General features: G+C 71.1%; 22 protein-coding genes and 1 pseudogene. All 23 read left to right on the top strand.

Annotation, left to right across the window (positions count from 1 at the left end):
* The first annotated feature begins 7 nt into the window (after positions 1–7).
* A complete protein-coding gene (locus ACK4HH_RS11750; RefSeq protein ID WP_409652095.1) occupies positions 8–826 on the top strand; it encodes a shikimate dehydrogenase in 819 nt (272 codons plus the stop codon).
* 47 nt (positions 827–873) lie between these two features.
* Positions 874–2,079: a chorismate synthase gene (gene aroC, locus ACK4HH_RS11745; RefSeq protein WP_409652092.1), complete on the top strand. Its 1,206-nt coding sequence runs from the start codon at positions 874–876 to the stop codon at positions 2,077–2,079.
* Positions 2,072–2,620, top strand: coding sequence for a shikimate kinase (locus tag ACK4HH_RS11740; RefSeq protein ID WP_409652089.1), 549 nt, complete (start codon positions 2,072–2,074; stop codon positions 2,618–2,620). Before aroC ends, ACK4HH_RS11740 begins: the two co-directional genes overlap by 8 nt.
* Complete coding sequence (gene aroB, locus ACK4HH_RS11735; protein WP_409652086.1) at positions 2,617–3,693, top strand: 3-dehydroquinate synthase; 1,077 nt, start codon at positions 2,617–2,619, stop codon at positions 3,691–3,693. The genes ACK4HH_RS11740 and aroB overlap by 4 nt, the downstream gene beginning before the upstream one ends.
* A gap of 28 nt (positions 3,694–3,721) precedes the next feature.
* Entirely contained in the window at positions 3,722–5,254 is a 1,533-nt protein-coding gene (locus ACK4HH_RS11730; RefSeq protein WP_409652083.1) for an insulinase family protein, read from the top strand.
* 9 nt (positions 5,255–5,263) lie between these two features.
* Positions 5,264–5,707: a type II 3-dehydroquinate dehydratase gene (gene aroQ / locus ACK4HH_RS11725; RefSeq protein ID WP_409652080.1), complete on the top strand. Its 444-nt coding sequence runs from the start codon at positions 5,264–5,266 to the stop codon at positions 5,705–5,707.
* 94 nt (positions 5,708–5,801) lie between these two features.
* Positions 5,802–6,365, top strand: a complete 564-nt coding sequence (gene efp / locus ACK4HH_RS11720) for an elongation factor P (RefSeq protein WP_409652077.1) — start codon at positions 5,802–5,804, stop codon at positions 6,363–6,365.
* Complete coding sequence (gene nusB / locus ACK4HH_RS11715) at positions 6,365–6,781, top strand: transcription antitermination factor NusB (protein ID WP_409652074.1); 417 nt, start codon at positions 6,365–6,367, stop codon at positions 6,779–6,781. The genes efp and nusB overlap by 1 nt, the downstream gene beginning before the upstream one ends.
* Before the next feature lie 103 nt (positions 6,782–6,884).
* The gene (locus ACK4HH_RS11710; RefSeq protein ID WP_409652071.1) at positions 6,885–7,700 is read left to right on the top strand and encodes an ABC transporter ATP-binding protein; all 816 of its coding nucleotides are present in this window, start codon (positions 6,885–6,887) and stop codon (positions 7,698–7,700) included.
* Positions 7,701–7,782: 82 nt separating this feature from the next.
* Entirely contained in the window at positions 7,783–8,811 is a 1,029-nt protein-coding gene (locus ACK4HH_RS11705; protein ID WP_409652068.1) for an aliphatic sulfonate ABC transporter substrate-binding protein, read from the top strand.
* Positions 8,812–8,813: 2 nt separating this feature from the next.
* Positions 8,814–9,689 (top strand): ABC transporter permease, encoded by an 876-nt coding sequence (locus ACK4HH_RS11700; protein WP_409652065.1) that lies wholly within the window; start codon positions 8,814–8,816, stop codon positions 9,687–9,689.
* A 67-nt stretch (positions 9,690–9,756) separates the two neighbouring features.
* Positions 9,757–10,287, top strand: coding sequence for a bifunctional pyr operon transcriptional regulator/uracil phosphoribosyltransferase PyrR (gene pyrR / locus ACK4HH_RS11695; RefSeq protein ID WP_409652062.1), 531 nt, complete (start codon positions 9,757–9,759; stop codon positions 10,285–10,287).
* Positions 10,284–11,255 (top strand): aspartate carbamoyltransferase catalytic subunit, encoded by a 972-nt coding sequence (locus ACK4HH_RS11690; protein WP_409652059.1) that lies wholly within the window; start codon positions 10,284–10,286, stop codon positions 11,253–11,255. Before pyrR ends, ACK4HH_RS11690 begins: the two co-directional genes overlap by 4 nt.
* On the top strand, positions 11,252–12,583 hold the full coding sequence (locus ACK4HH_RS11685) for a dihydroorotase (RefSeq protein ID WP_409652056.1): 1,332 nt from the start codon (positions 11,252–11,254) through the stop codon (positions 12,581–12,583). The genes ACK4HH_RS11690 and ACK4HH_RS11685 overlap by 4 nt, the downstream gene beginning before the upstream one ends.
* Positions 12,576–13,097, top strand: a complete 522-nt coding sequence (locus ACK4HH_RS11680) for a hypothetical protein (RefSeq protein ID WP_409652053.1) — start codon at positions 12,576–12,578, stop codon at positions 13,095–13,097. Before ACK4HH_RS11685 ends, ACK4HH_RS11680 begins: the two co-directional genes overlap by 8 nt.
* On the top strand, positions 13,094–14,242 hold the full coding sequence (gene carA / locus ACK4HH_RS11675) for a glutamine-hydrolyzing carbamoyl-phosphate synthase small subunit (RefSeq protein ID WP_409652050.1): 1,149 nt from the start codon (positions 13,094–13,096) through the stop codon (positions 14,240–14,242). Before ACK4HH_RS11680 ends, carA begins: the two co-directional genes overlap by 4 nt.
* Positions 14,242–17,526: a carbamoyl-phosphate synthase large subunit gene (gene carB, locus ACK4HH_RS11670; RefSeq protein WP_409652047.1), complete on the top strand. Its 3,285-nt coding sequence runs from the start codon at positions 14,242–14,244 to the stop codon at positions 17,524–17,526. Before carA ends, carB begins: the two co-directional genes overlap by 1 nt.
* A complete protein-coding gene (pyrF, locus tag ACK4HH_RS11665) occupies positions 17,523–18,347 on the top strand; it encodes an orotidine-5'-phosphate decarboxylase (protein WP_409652044.1) in 825 nt (274 codons plus the stop codon). The genes carB and pyrF overlap by 4 nt, the downstream gene beginning before the upstream one ends.
* An 8-nt stretch (positions 18,348–18,355) precedes the next feature.
* Complete coding sequence (gmk, locus tag ACK4HH_RS11660; protein ID WP_409652112.1) at positions 18,356–19,270, top strand: guanylate kinase; 915 nt, start codon at positions 18,356–18,358, stop codon at positions 19,268–19,270.
* A gap of 62 nt (positions 19,271–19,332) precedes the next feature.
* Positions 19,333–19,590 (top strand): DNA-directed RNA polymerase subunit omega, encoded by a 258-nt coding sequence (gene rpoZ / locus ACK4HH_RS11655; RefSeq protein WP_255159496.1) that lies wholly within the window; start codon positions 19,333–19,335, stop codon positions 19,588–19,590.
* A gap of 11 nt (positions 19,591–19,601) precedes the next feature.
* A complete protein-coding gene (gene coaBC / locus ACK4HH_RS11650; protein ID WP_409652040.1) occupies positions 19,602–20,813 on the top strand; it encodes a bifunctional phosphopantothenoylcysteine decarboxylase/phosphopantothenate--cysteine ligase CoaBC in 1,212 nt (403 codons plus the stop codon).
* 88 nt (positions 20,814–20,901) lie between these two features.
* Positions 20,902–22,095: a methionine adenosyltransferase gene (metK, locus tag ACK4HH_RS11645; RefSeq protein ID WP_409652037.1), complete on the top strand. Its 1,194-nt coding sequence runs from the start codon at positions 20,902–20,904 to the stop codon at positions 22,093–22,095.
* Position 22,096: 1 nt separating this feature from the next.
* Positions 22,097–22,488: pseudogene (locus ACK4HH_RS11640) on the top strand (primosomal protein N'); the annotation flags it as partial.

The following is a 22,488-nucleotide window of genomic DNA, read 5'->3' as shown; positions in this document are numbered from 1 at the left end:
TCTCGGGGTGCTCGGGCACCCCGTCGAGCACTCGCTCTCGCCCGTGCTGCACGGGGCGGCCTACCGGCAACTCGGCCTCGACTGGCAGTACGACCGGCACGAGGTGCGCGAGCACGAGCTGCGCGGCTTCGTCGACGGTCTCGACCGCAGCTGGCGAGGGCTGTCGGCGACGATGCCGCTCAAAGAGGAGTTGTACCGTCTCGCCGACGAATGGGACGACGCCGTCTCGCTGACCGGCGCCGCGAACACCCTCGTGCTGACCGACGACGGACGTCGCATCGCGCGCAACACCGATGTCGCCGGCATCGAGCGGTCTCTGCTCGACGCCGGGCTCGAGAGCGCACGGCACGCCGTCGTCGCAGGCGCGGGAGCCACGGCCCGCTCGGTGCTCGTGGCGCTCGACGGGCTCGGGGTGCGCAGCGTGACCGTCGCCGTGCGCGAACCCGCCCGCACCGCAGCGCTCGCGCAGCTTGCCGACGATCTCGGGCTCGAGCTCGACGTCGTGCGGCTCGGCGATCTCGAGCACGTCGTCGAGGGTGCCGACGTGGTCGCGTGGACGCTTCCGAACGGCGTCGGTCTGCGCCAGCAGCTGCCGTTCGACGCCCGCACTACGGCGGTCGCGCTCGACGTGACCTACCACCCCTGGCCGGGACCGCTCGCCGCCCAGTGGCTCGAGGTCGGCGGGCGCATCGCCTCGGGGCGCGACATGCTGCTGCACCAGGCGGTGCGCCAGGTGCGGTTCTTCGTCTCGGGCCAGACCGATTCGCCGCTCGGCGATGAGGCGGGTGTCGAGGCCGCAATGCGCGCGGCGCTCGACGCCGTCTGAGCCGGCTCGCGGCATCCTGCCCGCATCGATCATGGGAGGATGGGGGCATGCTGCGCTGGTTGACCGCCGGGGAATCCCACGGCCCTGAATTGATCGCCGTGCTCGAGGGGATGCCCGCGGGCGTGCCCGTGCTGCGCGAGGCCATCCAGGCCGACATGCAGCGCCGCAAGCTCGGCTACGGGCGCGGTGCCCGCATGAAGTTCGAGCAGGACGAGCTCACGATCTCGGGCGGTGTGCGCCACGGCCTGAGCATGGGCAGCCCCATCGCCCTGCGCATCGGCAACACCGAGTGGCCCAAGTGGACCACGATCATGAGCGCCGACCCCGTCGACCCGGCCGAGCTCACCGGAGCACGCGGGGCACCGCTCACGCGGCCGCGCCCCGGGCACGCCGACCTCGTCGGCATGCAGAAGTACGGCTTCGACGAGTCTCGCCCCGTGCTCGAGCGCGCGAGCGCGCGCGAGACCGCGGCCCGCGTCGCGCTCGGCGCCGTCGCGCGGTCGTTCCTCGGAGAGCTCGGTATCCGGCTCGTCGCCCACACGCTCGCGATCGGGCCCGTGCGCGTGCCCGACGACGCGCCGCTGCCGCTGCCCGATGACGTCGACCGCCTCGACGCCGACCCGCTGCGCTGCCTGCACGCCGAGACGAGCGCGGCGATGGTCGCCGAGGTCGACGCGGCCCACAAAGACGGCGACACGCTCGGCGGCGTGGTCGAGGTGCTCGCCTACGGCGTGCCGCCGGGGCTCGGCTCGTACGTGCACTGGGACCGCCGGCTGGACGCCAAGCTCGCCGCGGCGCTCATGGGCATCCAGGCCATCAAAGGCGTCGAGGTCGGCGACGGCTTCGAGACCACGCGCCGACGCGGCTCGGCCGCGCACGACGAGCTCGTCGTCGACGACGGGCTCGTTGAGCGGCTGAGCGACCGCGCGGGCGGAACCGAGGGCGGCATGAGCACGGGAACGGTGCTGCGCGTGCGCGCGGGCATGAAGCCCATCGCGACCGTGCCCCACGCCTTGCGCACGGTCGACACCTCGACGGGCGAGGCCGCCGCCGCCCACCACCAGCGCTCCGACGTGTGCGCCGTGCCCGCCGCGGGCGTCGTCGCCGAGGCGATGGTCGCGCTCGTGCTCGCCGAGGCGGTGCTCGAGAAGTTCGGGGGCGACTCGATCGCCGAGACCCGCCGCAACCTCGAGGGCTACCTCGCGGCGATCCCCGCGACGCTCACGACGGCGGTCTCCGACGGCCGTGGCTGACGCCGCCGGGCAGGGGCGCGGCACGGGCCCGCTCGTCGTGCTCATCGGCCCGCCCGCCGCCGGCAAGTCGCGCGTCGGCAAGCGGCTCGGGCGCATCCTGAATGCGCCGGTCGTCGACACCGACAAGCAGATCGCAGCCGTCCACGGCCCGATCCCCGAGATCTTCGCCGAGCAGGGTGAGGCAGCCTTCCGGGCGCTCGAGGCCGAGGCGGTCGCCGACGCCCTGCAGCAGCCGGGCGCGATCGTCGCGCTGGGCGGGGGAGCCGTCATGACCCCGAGCGTGGCCGCAGCGCTCGAGGGCCAGCCCGTCGTGCTGCTCACGATCACGCCCGACGCGGCCGCCGAACGACTCGACCCCGACACCCGACCGCTCGTGCGCGACGGCATCGGCGCCTGGGTCGAGCTCGTCGCGCGCCGCATGCCGACCTACACGACCCTCGCCGCCGCGACGTGGGACACCTCGTCGCGCCCCATCGACCACATCGCCGACGAGATCGCCGAGTGGGCGCGCGAGCGCGCCGCTGCGGCCGGAGGATCATGACCGACACGACCGTCATCCCCGTCACGGGAACCTCGCCCTACGAGGTGCGCGTGGGCCGCGGGCTGCTCGCCGACCTGCCCTCCGCGCTGCCGCCCGCTGCCACCAAGGTGCTCGTCATCCACGCCCCGCCGCTCGCCGAGCAGGCCGAGGCGCTGCGCACCCAGCTCGCTGGTCGGGTCGAGGTGCTGCTCGCCGAGGTGCCCGATGCCGAAGGTGCGAAGCGCATCGAGGTGGCGGCCTTCTGCTGGCAGATCATGGGCCAGACAGATTTCACCCGAACGGATGCCGTGGTGGGCTTGGGTGGGGGAGCCACGACCGATCTCGCGGGCTTCGTCGCCGCCACGTGGCTGCGCGGCGTCGCCGTCGTGCAGGTGCCGACGACCGTGCTCGGCATGGTCGACGCGGCCGTCGGCGGCAAGACCGGGATCAACACCGCCGAGGGCAAGAACCTCGTCGGCGCGTTCTGGGCGCCCACGGCCGTGCTCGTCGACCTCGACCTGCTCGCCGGCCTGCCCCAGAACGAGATCCTCGCCGGGTTCGCCGAGGTCGTGAAGTGCGGCTTCATCGCCGATCCCGTCATCCTCGAGCTGCTCGAGGCCGATGTGAGCGTCGCGACCGACCGCGAGAGCCCCGTCTTCCGCGAACTGATCGAGCGCAGCATCCGCGTCAAGGCCGCTGTCGTCAGTGACGACTTCACCGAGCAGGGCCGGCGCGAGATCCTCAACTACGGCCACACCCTCGGCCACGCGATCGAGCACGCCGAGCGCTACCGCTGGCGGCACGGGGCAGCGATCGCGATCGGCATGGTCTTCGCGGCCGAGCTCTCGCACCTCGCCGGCTCGCTACCGGCCGAGCAGGTCGACCGCACTCGGCGCATCCTCGCCTCGCTCACCCTGCCCACGGGCTACCCGCTCGGCCGCTGGAAGACCCTGCTCGCCACGATGCAGCGCGACAAGAAGGCCAGGGCGGGCATGCTGCGGTTCATCGTGCTCGACGACGTGGCCCGGCCGCGCGTGCTCAACGGCACCGACGAGTCGATGCTCTTCGCCGCCTACCAAGAGGTGGGCGAGTAGCAGGTCGACGATCGGTCAGAATGAGGTCATGACCGATCTTCACGTGGGCACCACCGCGTCCGGCGTTCCGGTCGTGCATCGATCCCGACCGGGCGACGCGCAGATCGCCCTGGTCTTCGGCAGTGGGCAGGATTCGGCGTCGATCGCGAGCGCGGGCCTGCCGCACCTGGTCGAGCACGTCGTGATGCGCGGGGTCGGCGTCCCCGTGGGCGAGCACAACGCCGTGACCGAGCGCGACGCGATGACATTCTTCGCTGGGGGAGCGCCGCACCAGCTGCGTGATTTCGTGGCGGCAGTGACCGCATCGATTCGACGAGTGGCGGCGGGCGAGGTCAGCGAGCTGCATCGTGATGTGGCGGCGATCGACGCAGAGATGGGAATCAACCTCCTGCCGACGGCCGGTCCGTTGGCACGGCGGTTCGGTTATCACGGCCAGGCCCTCGCCGAGTTCGGGGCCCCGACGATCGACCGCATGTCTCCCGAGCACGTGGTCGACTGGGTGTGCGCGCACCTGCATCGCGACAACGCCGCACTGCTCGTGCTGGGCGAGGTCGACCTCGACCTCGACATCGACCTGCCGCCGGCACCGGAGGGCTGGGCGCGCGCGGTCGAGGCAGCACCGGATCCGCTGACGGAGTGGTCGTGGGCGTGGTCGGAAGCCGCGCCCCTCGCACTGTCGTTCGACGTTGCGGGCGACTGGCCGGTCTCCGCGTTTCTGGGAACGCTGCTCGAGTCGAGCATCATGAGCGAGCTGCGCCACGACCGCAGCCTCATCTACTCGGTCATGAGCGAGTACCTGAGCCACACGCGCGAGCTGCGAACCCTCGCGATGTACCTCGATCCCCAGCCCGCCCAGTCGACCCCGGCACTGGGCGTGCTGCTGGAAATGCTCGACCGGCATACCGCCGGCTCCTTCGACCCCGGGCTGCTCGAGCGCACGCGTTCACGACTGCTCGACGACCTCGGCAGCGAGGGCGGCCGTGACGCCCACGCAGCGGCAACGGCTCTGTCTCTGGCGTGGCGTCGACCTCGCACCGACGCCGAGACGGCGATCGAGATGGTGCGCGACCTCGGCGCCAGCGAGCTGGCCGCCGCGCTGAGACCGGTGGCCGAGGGCCTGGTCGTCACGGTCAACGGTGCGAGTGGCGGAGTCGACGACGCGACGGCCGAGCACTGGCGCCTGACGACGCCGACGCTGCCGGGCGCGGACTGGCCGCAGCGCTCGACGCTCACCTGGGCTGCCCGGGGGGCGTCGGGGCGAACACTCACGGCGAAGGGCCGGCGCGGATCGCCGATGGCGGGGTCCAGCCTGGTGCTCGACGACGCGCTGCTCATGATCACGGACGGCGCGACCGGCTGGGTCGTCGACCTCTCTGACACCGCCCTGCTGCTGCGATCGCAGGCGGGAGTCGAGATCACGACCCGCGCGAGCTGGAGCCTCGAGATCGCCTTCGCGGCGTGGAAGGGCGCCGACGCGATCGTTCACCGGCTCCTCGAGATCGTGCCCGCTGATCGCATCGTCGATCTCGAGGTCCGTCTCGGCCAGCGCCCGGCGCAATAGGCTGGGGCCATGACCGCCGTCACTCGCGTGTTCGTACTCAACGGGCCCAATCTCAACCGCCTCGGCACGCGCGAGCCCGAGATCTACGGCACGGCGACGCTCGACGAGCTGCGGGCCGAGCTCGGCGCGGCGGCTGGGCGCGTCGAAATCGACCTGCGGCAGTCGAACGACGAGGCCGAGCTCATCGGCTGGTTGCATGAATCGGTGGATGCCCGCACCCCGGTCATCCTGAACCCCGCGGCCTTCACGCACTACAGCTACGCCCTGCGCGACGCGGTCGCTCTCGTGACCGAAGCGGGCATCCCGGTCATCGAGGTTCACCTGTCGAACCCGCACGCGCGCGAGGAGTTCCGGCACACGAGCGTGATCTCGGCCGTCGCGACGGGCGTCATCGCGGGCTTCGGCTTCGGCTCGTACCGGCTCGCCCTCGAGCACCTGCTGCACGGCCGGTAGGGGCGGTCTCGCGACCGTCGACTAGACTTTCGCGGCGGCGCGCTCGCGCGTGCCCGACCTCACTGCTTCTCATCGGAACGGACTTCTCAGACTCATGGCGACGACGAACGACATCAAGAACGGCAGCGTGCTCAACCTCGACGGCCAGCTGTGGAACGTCATCGAGTTTCAGCACGTCAAGCCCGGCAAGGGCGGTGCCTTCGTGCGTACCAAGATGCGCAACGTCATGAGCGGCAAGGTCGTCGACAAGACCTTCAACGCCGGCACCAAGGTCGATTTCGCGATCGTCGACCGCCGCGATTACCAGTACCTGTACCAGGACGGCGCCGACTATGTCTTCATGGACACGAGCGACTACGAGCAGGTCACCGTTCCGGCGTCGGTCGTCGGCGACGCCGCGAACTTCATGCTCGAGAACCAGATCGTCACGATCGCCATGAACGAGGGTGCCCCGCTGTACCTCGACCTGCCGGCCTCGGTCGTGCTTGAGGTCACCTACACCGAGCCGGGCCTGCAGGGCGATCGCTCGACGGGCGGCACGAAGCCCGCGACGGTCGAGACCGGCTACGAGATTCAGGTTCCGCTGTTTCTCGAGACAGGCACCAAGGTCAAGGTCGACACGCGAACGGGCGACTACCTGGGTCGCGTCAGCGAGTAGTGAGCGCCCGCAGCAAGGCCCGCAAGCGGGCTCTCGACATGCTCTACATCGCCGACGTGCGGCAAGTGCCGATATCCGAGGTGCTCGGTGACGAAGCGCGACGAGCCGCTGCGGCGCCGCAGCGTGCGTCGAGCTGGCCCTACGCCGAGCAGATCGTGCGCGGCGTCGACGAGGCGCGCCCCGAGATCGATGCGCTCATCGAGCAGCACGCCGTGGGGTGGAGCCTCGCGCGCATGCCCGTCGTCGACCGCGCCATCCTGCGCATGGCGACGTGGGAGTTGCGTGAGAACCCGGAGATTCCGACGGCCGTGGCGATCGCCGAGGCCATGGAGTTGGCGAGCGTGCTCTCGACCGACGACAGTGCGCCGTTCGTCAATGGCGTGCTCGGCTCGATCGCGGAGGACGTCCGCGCCTGATTCCGCGGCGGTCTCGACGTCTGTGTGACGTTGTGTTGCACTCCGTGTCGTCGCGTGTCGAGCGAGTTTGCCGCCGCGAGAGCACCCCTCGTACCGTGGCGTCATGTCCTCCTCCTCGCGCACGTCCGTCGCAGTATCCCCGGCCCTGCCGGTCTCGCTGCGCGGCATCGGGCGTACCTTCCCCGCGGCGCGGGGCGGAGAGGCGCGCACGGTGCTGCGCGACGTGCAGCTCGAGATCGCGCCGGGAGAGATCGTGGCCCTGCTCGGCCCCTCGGGCTGCGGCAAGTCCACGCTCCTTCGCCAGATCAGTGGCCTCGATCGCCCCACTGCGGGCACCCTGACGATCGACCGCACGCCCGTGGCCCCCGCTGACCAGCGCTCGGCCGTCGCCTTCCAAGAACCGCGACTGCTACCCTGGCGCACCGTCGCCCGCAATGTCGAGCTCGGCCTGCCGCGCGGCGTCGACCGTGTCCAGGGCGCCGCGCGCGTCGCTGAGCTGCTCGAGCTCGTGCAGTTGAGCCACGCGGCGGGCCTCAAGCCGCGCGAGATCTCGGGCGGCATGGCCCAGCGCGTCTCGCTCGCTCGCGCGCTCGCGCGAGGGCCCGGCGTGCTCTTGCTCGACGAGCCCTTCGGGGCCCTGGATGCTCTGACCCGGTTGACGATGCAGGATCTGCTCGTCGACATCCACCGGGCCGAACCGGCGACGGTCGTGCTCGTCACGCACGACGTCGACGAGGCGCTCGCCCTCGCCGACCGCATCGTGCTGCTCGGTACCCGCCATGACCGGCCGGGCGCCACGATCAGCATGATCCTCGATGTGCCGGGTGCGCGACCGCGCGACCGCGCCTCGGTCGTGCTCACGCGCCTCCGGGCGAAGCTGCTCGACGCGCTCGGCGTGCCGAGCCACCACGGCGACTAGTCGCCCTCTCGATCGCACCACCAGCTCCATCCGCGACACCCACCCCACGACCGGTCATCCGACCGACAACCGAAAGGCCATCATGAGCACCCGCACCCGTCTGACCCTGCTGACCGCGACCCTCGCCGTGTCTGCTCTGGCCATGACCGGCTGCGTCGCCGGTGAGGGCACCTCGACGGGCACCCCCGTAGAGGGATCGGAGTGGTCAGACACGACGCTGACCCTCGACTTCGCTACCTACAACCCGCTGAGCCTCATCATCAAGGATCAGGGCTGGCTGGAGGCCGAGCTCGGTGACGACGTGACCGTCGAGTGGGTGCAGTCGGCCGGCTCGAACAAGGCCAACGAGGCGCTGCGCGCCGGCGCGATCGACGTCGGCTCGACGGCCGGCTCGGCCGCGCTCCTGGCGCGCTCGAACGGCAGCCCCATCCAGACCATCAGCATCTACACCCAGCCGAACTGGGCGGCGATCGCCGTGCCGACGGGCAGCGACATCACCGAGGTCGCCGATCTCGCTGGTCGCACGGTCGCCGCGACGAAGGGCACCGATCCGTACTTCTTCCTGCTGCAGGCGCTGGCCGAGGCCGGGCTCTCGCTCGACGACATCAGCCTGCAGAACCTGCAGCACGCCGACGGCAAGACGGCCCTCGAGACGGGTGCGGTCGACGCCTGGTCGGGTCTCGACCCGCTGCTTTCGACGTCGGTCTACAACGGCGCGGCGGAGATCATCTACGACAACGTCGATTTCAACTCGTACGGATTCCTGAACGCGACCGAAGAGTTCATCGCGAGCAACCCCGACCTCGCGCAGCTCGTGGTGAACGCCTACGAGAAGGCCCGTGCCTGGGCGCTCGAGAACCCGGAGGAGACCGCGGCGATCCTCGCCGAGGTGGCGGGCATTGACATCGCGATCGCCGAGGCGACCATCGCCCGGACGGTCATCGATATCGACAATGTTCCCGGTCAGACGCAGCGCGACGTGCTCGCCATCATCGGCCCGATCTTCGTCGAGAGCGGCGACGTGCCGAACCAGCAGCTCATCGACGATGCGCTCGAGGCGCTCTTCAACGACGAGTTCGCGACGGCCGCCGACCCGGATGCGGTCGGCTGAGCATGAGCTTCGACGAACGCGGTGGCGTTCCCGTTCGGCGTCCCTCCACCGAGGGGCGCCGTTCGGCGTCGCCCTCATCCGGTCCGAGTGATGACACCGGTGCGGCGCGCCGGTTCCGACGGCCTCGACCGGGCCTCCGTACCGTCGTGCTCGGCGCGATCCTGCCGGTTGTGCTGCTGACGGTGTGGTGGACACTCTCGGCGTCCGGAGCGGTTCCCTCCTACCTGCTTCCGTCTCCGCCTCAGGTGGTTCAGGCCGCAGTCGAGCTAGGTGAAGCGGGGCTGCTCTCGACCTATGTGCTCATCTCGATCCAGCGCGTGCTCATCGGTTTCGCGATCGGCGCTTCGATCGGCCTCGCTCTCGGCGCTCTCGTCGGGCTCTCGCGCACCGCTTCAGAACTGCTGAGCCCTCTGCTCGGAGCCCTGCGGGCCGTGCCCTCGCTCGCCTGGCTTCCGCTGCTCATCCTGCTGCTCGGCATCTTCGAAACCCCGAAGATCACTCTCATCGCGATCGGTGCCGTGTTCCCGGTCTTCACCGTCGTCTCCGGCGCTCTCCGGCACGTCGACCCCCACCTTGTCGAGGTCGGCCGCGCCTTCGGACTCAGCAGGCTCTCGCTACTGGCGGCGGTTCAGCTGCCGGCCGTGGTTCCCGCTGTCGTCTCGGGCCTGCGGCTGGCGCTCGTGCAATCGTGGCTCTTCCTCGTCGCCGCGGAACTGGCCGGTTCGTCGATGGGGCTCGGGTTCCTGCTGAGCGACTCCCAGAACAACGGGCGAATGGATCGACTGTTCCTCGCCATCATCCTGCTGGGAACACTTGGGAAGCTCACCGACGCGCTCGTCGGGCTCGGCGAGCGTGCCCTGCTCAAGCGCTGGGGCTGACCGGACTAGACTGAACGCGTTCGACGTCCTTTAACCACCGTCCTGTGAGGCGGGAAAGGAGGTCAGAGTGGTCGCACGCACCGTGCTGCACGACGCTGACATCACGCGCGCTCTGCGCCGTATCGCCCACGAGGTGCTCGAGAGCCGGCGCGGCGACGGCCGCCTCGTCTTCCTCGGCATCCCGACCCGGGGCGCGACGCTCGCCGAGCGCATCCAGCGCATCGTCGACGAGATCGAGCCGGGCGTCTCGAGCGCGGGAGCACTCGACATCACGCTCTACCGCGACGACCTCGCCAAGAGCCCCACGCGCACCCCCGCGCCGACGCGTATTCCCGCCGAGGGCATCGACGACGCGATCGTCGTACTCGTCGACGACGTGCTCTACTCGGGCCGCACCATCCGCGCCGCCCTCGATGCCCTCGTCGACCACGGCCGGCCCCGCGTCGTGCGCCTCGCCGTGCTCATCGACCGTGGGCATCGCGAGCTGCCGATCCGCGCCGACTTCGTCGGCAAGAACCTGCCGTCCGCGACGAGCGAGCGGGTCTCGGTGCACGTGATCGAGGTCGACGCTGTCGATGAGGTGACGATCGAGCCATGAGACACCTGCTGAGCACGCGCGATCTTGATCGCGACACCGCCATTCGCATCCTCGACGTCGCGGAGGACATGGCGCAGACGGCCGACCGCGAGGTGCGCAAGCTGCCTCCGTTGCGCGGCAAGACCGTCGTCAACCTGTTCTTTGAAGACTCCACGCGCACGCGCCTCTCGTTCGAGTCGGCCGCCAAGCGTTTGAGCGCCGATGTCATCACCTTCAGCGCCAAGGGCTCGAGCGTCTCGAAGGGCGAGAGCCTGAAAGACACCGCCCAGACCCTCGCCGCCATGGGCGCCGACGCGATCGTCGTGCGGCACCACGACTCGGGCGCCGCGCACCAGCTCGCGCACGCGGGGTGGATCGATGCCGCGATCATCAACGCGGGCGACGGCACGCACGAGCACCCGACCCAGGCGCTGCTCGACGCGTACACGATCCGCGCGCGGCGTTTCGGTGCCGAGGCGCGCGGCCGCGACCTCGCCGGCATGCGGGTGGCCATCGTCGGCGACATCCTGCACTCGCGCGTCGCCCGGTCGAACGTCTGGCTGCTGACGACCCTCGGGGCCGAGGTGCACCTCGTCGCGCCGAGAACGCTCATGCCGCACGGCATCGCCCGGTGGCCGGTCACGGTGCACGAGCACCTCGACGACGCGCTCGCGAGCGCTCCCGACGCGGTCATGATGCTGCGCATCCAGAGCGAGCGCATGCGCGACGCGTACTTCCCCTCCGCCCGCGAGTACGCGCGCGTGTGGGGGCTCACGGCCGAGCGGCTCGCCCTGCTCGGCCCCGATACGATGGTCATGCACCCCGGCCCGATGAATCGGGGACTGGAGATCTCGTCCGCCGCCGCCGACTCCGACAGGTCGACGGTGCTCGCTCAAGTCACGAACGGGGTGTCGATCCGCATGGCCGTGCTTTACCTGCTCGTCGCTGGCTCCAGTAGCACCGCCGAGCCGACGGGGGGCGAGGGATGACCGGCCTCCTGATCCGCGGTGCCGCCGTGCTCGGCGCGCACGCTGACGACATCCGCATCCGCGACGGGTTCATCGCGGCCCGCGGCGCGCTCACTCCCGAATCCGACGAGCGCATCATCGACGCGCGCGGCCTCATCGCTCTTCCGGGTCTCGTCGACCTGCACACCCATCTGCGAGAGCCCGGGGGAGAGGCGAGCGAGACCGTGCTGACGGGCACGCGGGCCGCCGCCGCGGGCGGCTTCACGGCGGTGCACGCCATGGCCAACACCTCGCCCGTCGCCGATACTGCGGGCGTGGTCGAGCAGGTGCAGCGGCTCGGAGATCGCCACGGGTACGCCGAGGTGCGGCCCATCGGTGCCGTCACGGTCGGGCTCGCGGGCGAGCAGCTCGCCGAGATCGGCGCCATGGCAGGGTCGGAGGCCCGCGTGCGGGTCTTCAGCGACGACGGGCACTGCGTGCACGACCCGCTGCTCATGCGACGCGCGCTCGAGTACGTGGCGACCTTCGACGGCGTCGTCGCCCAGCACGCGCAAGAGCCGCGGCTGACGGTCGGGGCGCAGATGAACGAGGGAGTGCTCTCGGGCGAGCTCGGTCTCGCCGGCTGGCCCGCCGTCGCGGAGGAGTCGATCATCGCGCGCGACGTGCTGCTCGCCGAGCACGTCGGCGCGCGCCTGCACGTGTGCCACGTCTCGACCGCCGGTTCGGTCGATGTCGTGCGCTGGGCCAAGGCTCGCGGAATCGCCGTGACCGCCGAGGTCACGCCGCACCACCTGCTGTTGACCGAGCAGCTCGCGCGCGGCTACGACGCGCGCTTCAAGGTCAACCCGCCGCTGCGCCGCGATGAAGACGTTCTCGCGCTGCGTGCCGCTCTCGCCGACGGCACGATCGACATCGTCGCGACCGACCACGCTCCGCACCCCGTCGAGGCCAAGGAGTGCACGTGGGCGGAGGCGGCCTTCGGCATGGTCGGTCTCGAGACAGCCCTGAGCGTCGTGCAGCAGTCGGTTGTCGACACCGGGATGCTCGGCTGGGGCGACGTCGCGCGCGTGCTCTCGAGCGCTCCGGCCCGCATCGGTCGCCTCGAGGGCTACGACCAGCCCCTCGAGATCGGGTCGCCCGCCAACATCACGCTCGTCGACGCTGCGCACACCCGCTCGTGGGCGCTCGACGACCTGCGCGGCCGGAGCACGAACAGTCCGTACCTCGGTCGGCAGCTACCGGGCCGCGTCGTGCACACCATCCACCGCGGGGTGCTCACCGTCGACGACGGCACGCTCATCGAGCCCGATGCCGTCGCGGCCGCCCACCAGGAGGTCGCCCGTGGATAGGCTGCTGCCCTCGCTCATCATCGCCGGCGTCATTCTTGTCGTCTTCGCACTCATGCTGCTCGGCTGGCGGGCGCGAGTGCGCCGGCAGGCCGCGTTCGCACGACCCGTCGTGGCGCCCGATGCCCTCGCGCCCGCGGCTCTCGTCGCCGTGGGCTGGTACGTCGCGACGACGGCCGCCGACCAGCCGCTCGAGCGCATCGCTGTGCACGGGCTCGGCTTTCGCGCGCGGGCGACCGCGAGCGTGCATCCCGAGGGCGTGGTGCTCGCCGTGCGCGGCCAGCGCCCGATCCTGATCACCCCCGAGCACCTGCGCGGCGCGGGCCGCGCGACGTGGGCGATCGACCGCGTCGTCGAGCGCGACGGCCTCGTGCTGATCGGGTGGATGCTCGGCGACAGCCCGGTCGACAGCTACCTCCGCGTGCCCGAACCCGCCGTCGCGGCCGCCCTCGTCGCCGCCCTGCAGGCGCTCACTCCCGCTCCCGCCACCGACCCCGCAGAAGGAATCGCATCGTGACCACATCCCCGGCCGTGCTCGTGCTCGAAGACGGCACCCGCTTCGTCGGCCGCCGATACGGCGCCGAGGGCCGCACCGTCGGCGAGGCCGTCTTCGCCACGGGCATGAGCGGCTACCAAGAGACCCTGACCGACCCGAGCTACGCGGGCCAGATCGTCGTCATGACCGCGCCGCACATCGGCAACACGGGCATGAACGACGACGACCCCGAGTCGCGTCGCATCTGGGTCGAGGGCTTCGTTGTGCGCGATCCCGCACGCCGCGTCTCGAACCACCGCGCGACGCGCAGCCTCGACGACGACCTCGAGGGCCAGGGCATCGTCGGCATCAGCGGCATCGACACGCGCGCGCTCACGCGGCGCATCCGCGAGAGCGGAGCGATGCGTGCGGGCATCTTCTCGGGTTCGGATGCGCAGCTCGGCGATGACGAGCAGCTCGCGATCGTGCGCTCGAGCGCCGAGATGACCGGCCGCAACCTCTCGGCCGAGGTCTCGGTCGCGGCGGCGCGCGTGGTGCCGGCGGTCGGCGAGTGCATCGGCCGCCTCGCCGTGCTCGACCTCGGCATCAAAGAGGCCACCGTGAGGCACCTCGCCGAGCGCGGGTTCGAGGTGCACGTGCTGCCGCAATCGGTGACCCTCGAGCAGCTGCTCGCGATCGCTCCGGTTGCCGTCTTCTACTCGAACGGGCCCGGCGACCCGGCGGCGAGCGCCACTCACGTCGAGCTGCTGCAGGGCGTGCTGCGCGAGGGCCTGCCGTTCTTCGGCATCTGCTTCGGTAACCAGCTGCTCGGCCGCGCGCTCGGCTTCGGCACCTACAAGCTGCCCTACGGCCACCGCGGCATCAACCAGCCCGTGCTCGACAAGGCGACCGGCCGCATCGAGATCACGGCCCACAACCACGGCTTCGCCGTGGATGCTCCGCTCGAGGGCGTCGTCGAGAGCCCCGCGGGCTTCGGCCGGGTCGAGGTGAGCCACATCGGGCTCAACGACCAGGTCGTCGAAGGTCTGCGCGCGCTCGACATCCCGGCGTTCTCGGTGCAGTACCACCCCGAGGCCGCGGCGGGCCCGCACGACTCCACGTACCTCTTCGACCGGTTCCACGACCTCGTCGTCGCCCACACCTCGACCCAGAAGGCCAGCAACTGATGCCCAAGCGCGACGACATCAACAGCGTGCTGGTGATCGGCTCCGGCCCGATCGTCATCGGCCAGGCGGCGGAATTCGACTACTCGGGCACCCAGGCGTGCCGCGTGCTGCGCGCGGAGGGCATCCGGGTCATCCTCGTCAACTCCAACCCGGCGACGATCATGACCGACCCCGACTTCGCCGACGCGACCTACATCGAGCCGATCACCCCCGAGGTCATCGAAGCGATCATCGCGAAAGAGAAGCCGGATGCGGTGCTCCCGACCCTCGGCGGCCAGACGGCGCTCAACGCGGCCATCGCGCTGCACGAGCGGGGCATCCTGGCGAAGTACGACGTCGAGCTCATCGGTGCGTCGTTCGAGGCCATTCACAAGGCGGAGGACCGCCAGCTCTTCAAGCAGCTCGTGCTCGACGCGGGTGCTGACGTGGCCCGCAGCCACATCGCGCACACGGTCGACGAGGCCGTGGCGTTCGCCGACGACCTCGGGTACCCGCTCGTCATCCGCCCCTCGTTCACGATGGGCGGTCTCGGGTCGGGCTTCGCGCACGACCGCGCGCAGCTGATCCGCATGGTCACCGACGGCCTGCACCAGTCGCCGACGACCGAGGTGCTGCTCGAGGAGTCGATCCTGGGCTGGAAGGAGTACGAGCTCGAGCTCATGCGCGACAACGCCGACAACACGGTCGTCGTCTGCTCGATCGAGAACGTCGACCCCGTCGGCGTGCACACGGGCGACTCGATCACGGTCGCGCCCGCGCTCACGCTCACCGACCGCGAGTACCAGAACCTGCGCGACATCGGCATTCGCATCATCCGCGACGTCGGCGTCGACACGGGCGGATGCAACGTGCAGTTCGCCGTCGATCCGGCCACCGGGCGCGTCATCGTCATCGAGATGAACCCGCGCGTCTCGCGCTCGAGCGCGCTCGCCTCGAAGGCCACGGGCTTCCCGATCGCCAAGATCGCCGCGAAGCTCGCGATCGGCTACCGCCTCGACGAGATCCCCAACGACATCACCAAGGTCACGCCCGCGAGCTTCGAGCCGACGCTCGATTACGTCGTCGTCAAGGTGCCGCGCTTCGCGTTCGAGAAGTTCCCGGGCGCCGATGTCGAGCTCACGACGACCATGAAGTCGGTCGGCGAGGCCATGGCGATCGGCCGCAACTACTCCACCGCGCTGCAGAAGGCGCTGCGCAGCCTCGAGAAGCGCGGCAGCAGCTTCCACTGGCAGGGCGAGCCCGGCGACAAGGATGCCCTGCTCGAGCTCGCGAAGACCCCGACCGATGGCCGCATCGTGACGGTGCAGCAGGCCATGCGCGCGGGCGCGAGCATCGACGAGCTCTTCGCCGCGACCGGGATCGACCCGTGGTTTCTCGACCAGATGGTGCTCATCAACGAGGTCGCCGATGAGATCGCCGCCGCACCTGCGCTGACCGCCGAGGTCATCCGGTATGCGAAGGACCACGGTTTCAGCGATGCCCAGATCGGCGAGCTGCGCGGCCTCGAGGAGTCCGCGGTGCGCGCGGCCCGTTGGAACGCGGGTGTGCGGCCGGTATTCAAGACGGTCGACACGTGCGCGGGCGAGTTCCCCGCCCTCACGCCGTACCACTACTCGAGCTACGACGACGAGACCGAGGTCGCGCCGAGCGCGGCGCGCAAGGTCGTCATTCTCGGCTCGGGCCCGAACCGCATCGGGCAGGGCATCGAGTTCGACTACTCGTGCGTGCACGCGAGCTTCGCGCTGCGCGATGCCGGCTTCGAGACCATCATGATCAACTGCAACCCCGAGACGGTGTCGACCGACTACGACACGAGCGACCGGCTCTACTTCGAGCCGCTCACGCTCGAAGACGTGCTCGAGGTCATCCACGCCGAGTCGGCGACCGGCGAGCTCGTCGGCGTCGTGGTGCAGCTCGGCGGCCAGACGGCGCTCGGCCTGGCGCACGGGCTCGAGCGGGCGGGCATCCCGATCCTCGGCACGAGCCCCGACGCGATCGACCTCGCGGAGGAGCGCGGGGCCTTCTCGCGCATCCTCGACGCGGCCGGCCTGACGGCGCCGCGCAACGGCACGGCGACCGACGTCGACAGCGCGGTGGGCGTCGCGGAGGAGATCGGCTACCCCGTGCTCGTGCGCCCGAGCTTCGTGCTCGGCGGGCGCGGCATGGAGATCGTCTACGACAGCGCGAGTCTCGTCGACTACTTCGATCGGGTGAAAGACCAGGCGATCATCGGGCCCGAGCTGCCGCTGCTCGTCGACCGTTTCCTCGACGATGCGGTCGAGATCGACGTCGACGCGCTCTACGACGGCGACGAGCTCTACATCGGCGGCATCATGGAGCACATCGAAGAGGCCGGCGTGCACTCGGGCGACTCGGCCTGCACCCTGCCGCCCGTCACGCTCGGCGCCTCGGTCATCGACCGCGTGCGCGAGGCGACGCGCGGCATCGCGTCGGGCATCGGCGTGCGCGGGCTGCTCAACGTGCAGTTCGCGATCGGCGCGGGCGTGCTCTACGTGCTCGAGGCCAACCCGCGCGCCTCGCGCACCGTGCCCTTCGTCTCGAAGGCGCTCGGCATCCCGCTCGCGAAGGCGGCCTCGCTCGTCATGACGGGCCGCAGCATCCGTTCGCTCGTCGCCGAGGGGTTGCTGCCGCCCGGCGACGGCTCGACCGTGCCCCTCGACGCGCCCGTCGCGGTGAAAGAGGCCGTGCTGCCCTTCAAGCGCTTCCGCACGCGCGAGGGCGTCATCGTCGACTCGGTGCTCGGCCCCGAGATGCGCTCGACGGGCGAGGTCATGGGCATCGATCGCGACTTCCCGCGCGCCTTCGCCAAGAGCCAGGATGCCGCGTACGGCGGGCTGCCGAAGCAGGGCGTGGTGTTCGTCTCGGTCGCTGATCGCGACAAGCGCGCGGTCGTGCTGCCGGCGCTTCGACTGCACCAGCTCGGCTTCGAGCTGTGGGCCACCGAGGGCACGAACGAGGTGCTCGCGCGCTACGGCATCGCGGCGCGCGTCGTGCGCAAGCACAGCGGTGCCGACGACGGCGAGCCCTCGATCGTCGACCTCATCAATGCGGGCGAGGTCGACATCGTGATCAACACGCCCTCGGGCCGCTCGGCGCGCGCCGACGGCATCGAGATCCGCACGGCGACCGTCGCGGCCGACAAGCCGCTCTTCACGACGATCGCCACGGTCGGCGCCGCCGTCGCGTCGCTCGAAACGGCGACCGAGCCCGTGTCGGTGACGAGCCTGCAGGACTACGCGATCGCGCGGGCGGCCCGGGCATGACGCCGTTCGGCGAGCGCTTGCGGTCGGTCGTGGATGCTCACGGCCGGTTGTGCGTGGGGATCGACCCGCACGCCTCGCTGCTCGAGCAGTGGGGCCTCGCGGACGACGCCGGCGGTGCGCGCTCGCTCGCGATGACGGCGCTCGAGGCCGCACACGGCCGGGTCGGCATCGTCAAGCCGCAGGCCGCGTTCTTCGAGCGTTTCGGAGCCGCAGGGTACGCCGTGCTCGAGGAGGTCATCCGAGCCGCTCGCGACGCGGGGTTCCTCGTCATCGCCGACGTCAAGCGCGGTGACATCGGCTCGACCGCTGCCGCCTACGGCGAGGCCTGGCTCGCACCCGGCTCGCCGCTCGAGGCCGACGCCATGACGGCCGTCGCCTACCAGGGACTCGGCTCGCTCGATCCGGTCATCGAGCTCGCACAGCAGCACGGCAAGGGCGTCTTCGTGCTCACGGCGACCTCGAACCCCGAGGGTCGGGGGCTGCAGCAGTCGGTGAGCGGCAGCGGCCGCTCGGTCGCCGGCCAGCTCGCCCGGGATGTCGCCGTGCGCAATGCCGCGGCGCCCGGATGGGGCTCGATCGGCGTCGTCATCGGCGCGACCGAGCCCATCACCGCGAGCGGTATCGATCCGGTGCTCCTGCAGCACACGCCGGTGCTCGGCCCGGGCTTCGGCTACCAGGGGTCACGACTGGGCGACCTCGCGAGCGTCTACGGCGTCGCGGCAGGCTCGGTGATCCCGACCGTCACGCGCAGCGTGCTCTCGGCCGGACCCGAGGGGCTCGCCGCGGCCCTCGATGCCCATCGGTCGGAGCTGGGCGCGTGACCCCGAGCATGCCCGAGGTCGACCGCGTCGCCGCCTCGCGCGCCGCCGTGGCCGCGCGCCGCGCGCGTGCTGCCATCAAAGAGGCCGTGCGGGCGGGGGAGCGCAGCGCTCTCGACGTCGCGGCGGCGGCGTGGGCGTCGTCCGAGAGCCCCGAGGCAGGGATGCGCGTCGCCGAGCTGCTCGGAACCCTGCGGGGCCTCGGCCCGAAGCGCGTCGACGACGTGCTCGAGCTGCTGCGCATCGCCCCCGTGAAGCGGCTCGGCGGGCTCGGGCACCTGCAGCGCGAACGGCTGCGCCAGTGGCTCTCGGCGCGCGAGGCGGCCGCCGGCCGCGGGCGGCTCGTCGTGCTCGCTGGCCCGACGGCGGTCGGCAAGGGCACCGTCGCCGGATACATTCGCGAGCACCACCCAGACGTGCTGCTGAGCGTCTCGGCCACGACCCGGGCGCCCCGCCCCGGGGAGCGCGACGGTGTGCACTACTTCTTCGTCGACGACGCGGCATTCGACGCCCTCATCGAGCGCGACGACCTGCTGGAGTGGGCGACCGTGCACAACGCCTCGCGCTACGGCACCCCGCGGCCGCCCGTCGAGGCGGCCCTCGCCGCGGGTCGCAGCGTGCTGCTCGAGATCGATCTGCAGGGCGCCCGCCAGGTGCGCGCGTCGATGCCCGAGGCGATCCTGGTCTTCCTGCTGCCCCCCAGTTGGGAGGAGCTCGTGCGGCGACTGGTGGGCCGAGGCACCGAATCGGCGGACGAGCAGGCGCGTCGACTCGAGACCGCGCGGGTCGAGCTCGCGGCGCAAGACGAGTTCGACGAGCTCGTGGTCAACGACGATGTGCGCCGCGCGGCGCAGGAGGTCGTAGACTTGTTGGCAGTGCCCAGCGGCGCAGCGCGACCGTCCGGTCGCGCCGGCTCGGCGCGTTGACGAGACTGCGATAACGAGACCCGGCGCCGACGAGCACCGGGCGGAACGAGAGCGAGAGATTCATGGCTGACAAGAACTCGGGCATCATCGAGCCCCCCATCGACGATCTGCTGTCGAAGGTCGACTCGAAGTACCAGCTGGTCATCTTCGCCTCGAAGCGCGCGCGCCAGATCAACGACTACTACGCCGACCTGCACGAGGGCAGCCTCTTCGACAACGTCGGCCCGCTCGTCGACTCGACGGTCGACGACAAGCCGCTGTCGGTCGCGCTGCACGAGATCAACGAGGACAAGCTCGTCCTCACCCGCCTCACGGACTAGGTCCGATCCGCATGGCCGCTGCGACGACGGATGCTCCGCGTCGACTGACGGTCGTGCTCGGCATCACGGGCGGCATCGCGGCATACAAGGCCGTCGGCGTCGCCCGTGAGTTCGTCGTGGCGGGCCACGATGTCCACATCGTGGCGACCGAGGGAGCGCTGCGGTTCGTCGGGCGCCCGACCCTCGAGGCGATCAGCCGCAATGCGGTGCACACCGACCTCTACGAGGGCGTGGCCGAGGTGCGTCACGTCGCGCTCGGCCAGCGCGCCGATCTCATCGTCATCGCCCCCGCGACGGCGCACACGATCGCGTCGCTCGCGGCGGGACTCGCGGGTGACCTGCTCGGCACCACCGTTCTCGCGAGCTCGGCCCCGCTCGTCATCGCGCCCGCGATGCACACCGAGATGTGGGAGCACCCGGCGACGGTGGCGAACATCGCCACGCTGCGAGCGCGCGGCGTGACCATCGTCGGGCCCGACTCGGGCCGCCTGACGGGAACCGACGTCGGCGCGGGGCGGATGTCCGAGCCCTCCGTGATCGCGGCCGCCGCCCTCGCGGTCGTGGGTCCCCACGATCTGGCCGGTCGCCGCATCCTCATCTCCGCCGGAGGCACGCGCGAGCCCCTCGACCCCGTTCGGTTCCTCGGCAACCGGTCGAGCGGGCGCCTCGGCGTCGCCCTCGTCGACGCCGCGCTCGCGCGCGGTGCGGCCGTCACCCTCGTGGCCGCGCATCTCGAGGTCGCACCGCCCGCGGGCGCGAGCCTGGTCGAGGTCGGCACCGCCGCGCAGCTCGAGACGGCCATGCGCGAGGCCGCCCGCGAGGCCGACACCGTCATCATGACCGCTGCCGTCGCCGACTTCCGTCCCGCCGCGGTCGCCGAGGGCAAGATCAAGAAGGATGCGGTGGGCGACACCCTGCGCCTCGACCTGGAGCGCACCCCCGATGTGCTCGCGGGGCTCGCCGCCGCGCGGCGCCCCGGGCAGCGCATCGTCGGATTCGCCGCCGAGACCGAGGCCGACGCCGACGCCCTGCTGCGCATCGGTGCTGCGAAGGCCGCGCGCAAGGGCGTCGACCTGCTAGTCGTCAACAGGGTCGGCTGGAACGAGGGCTTCGGCTCCGGGGCCACGGAGGTCATGGTCCTCGACGGCGCGGGTAACGTGGTCGCTCGGGCCGCGGGCGAGAAGGCTGCCGTCGCGCACCGTATTCTCGACGTGCTCGCCTAGCCGAGCATCCACCCCGCAGCACCGCCCAGCCCCACAGCACCGCCCAGCCCCACATCGACGCCGACCGCACGATCACGACAGGAACCCCATGACCGCGCTGCGACTGTTCACCTCCGAATCGGTCACCGAGGGGCATCCTGACAAGATCTGCGACCAGATCTCCGACAGCATCCTCGACGCGCTGCTCGCGGCCGATCCGCGCAGCCGCGTCGCGGTCGAGACGCTCGTCACGACGGGGCTCGTGCACGTCGCGGGCGAGGTCACGACGAGCGGCTACGTCGACATCCCCGGCATCGTGCGCCAGCGCGTGACCGACATCGGGTACACCTCGAGCGATGTCTGGTTCGACGGCCGCTCGTGCGGCGTCTCGGTCTCGATCGGCGAGCAGTCGCCCGACATCGCCCAGGGCGTCGATGCCGCCTTCGAGTCGCGAGAGGGGTCGAGCACCGACGAGGGCGACGTGCAGGGCGCCGGCGATCAGGGCATCATGTTCGGCTACGCCACGATCGAGACCCCGCAGCTCATGCCGCTGCCCATCTGGCTCGCACACCGGCTCGCCGAGCGGCTCGCCGAGGTGCGCAAGCAGGGGGTTCTCGACTACCTCGCCCCCGACGGCAAGACCCAGGTGACGATCGGCTATGAGGGCACGGTGCCGCGCACGGTCGAAACGGTCGTGCTCTCGACCCAGCACCTGCCGTCGGTCTCGACCGAGCAGTTGCGCGACGAGGTGCGGCGCGCGGTCATCGACCCCGTGCTCGAGGCCGCTGGCTTCGGCGACGCGACGCCGCGCGTGCTCATCAACCCCACCGGGCGGTTCGAGATCGGTGGGCCGCAGGGCGATGCGGGGCTGACCGGTCGAAAGATCATCGTCGACACCTACGGCGGGGCGTCGCGCCACGGCGGCGGGGCGTTCAGCGGAAAGGATCCCTCGAAGGTCGACCGCTCGGCCGCGTACGCCTTGCGCTGGGTCGCGAAGAATGCGGTCGCCGCGGGCTTCGCCGATCGGCTCGAGGTGCAGGTCGCCTACGCGATCGGCACGGCGGCCCCGGTCGGGCTCTACGTCGAGACTTTCGGCACGGCACACATCGACGAGACGCGCATCATCGACGCGATCCGCACGGTGTTCGACCTGCGGCCCGGCGCGATCATCCGCGACCTCGACCTGCTGCGGCCGATCTACGCGCAGACGAGCACTTACGGGCACTTCGGTCGCGAGCTGCCCGGCTTCACGTGGGAGCGCCTCGACCGCGTCGACGCGCTGCGCGCGGAGGCCGGGCTCTAACGTGCCGTCGGCATCCATCGCCCGGGTGCTGCTCGATTCGCCCCTGCCGCAACTGGATCGGCTGTTCGACTACCGCATTCCCGACCGGTGGCGCGAGCTCGCCCAGCCGGGGGTGCGGGTTCTCGTTCCGCTGCGCTCGGCCGGGCGTCAGGCGAAGGGCTACATCGTCGAGCTCGCCGACGAGGTCGGCTACGAGGGGGTGCTGAGCGAGCTCGACGAGATCGTGTCTCCCGCGCCCGTGCTCGACGCCGCGGTCTGGCGGCTCGTGCGCCGCGCGGCCGACCGAGCGGCGGGGGTCGCGAGCGACCTCGTGCGGCTCGCCGTGCCCCCGCGGCAGGTGCGCGTCGAGAAGGCATGGCTCGCCCGGCGCGCCGACTCGGCCGCCGCGGCCGC

The sequence above is a fragment of the Microcella sp. genome, assembly GCF_046296455.1.
Taxonomy (GTDB): domain Bacteria; phylum Actinomycetota; class Actinomycetes; order Actinomycetales; family Microbacteriaceae; genus Microcella.
The sequence above is the reverse complement of the archived record's forward strand: the minus strand, read 5'-3'. Positions and strand labels throughout refer to the sequence as shown.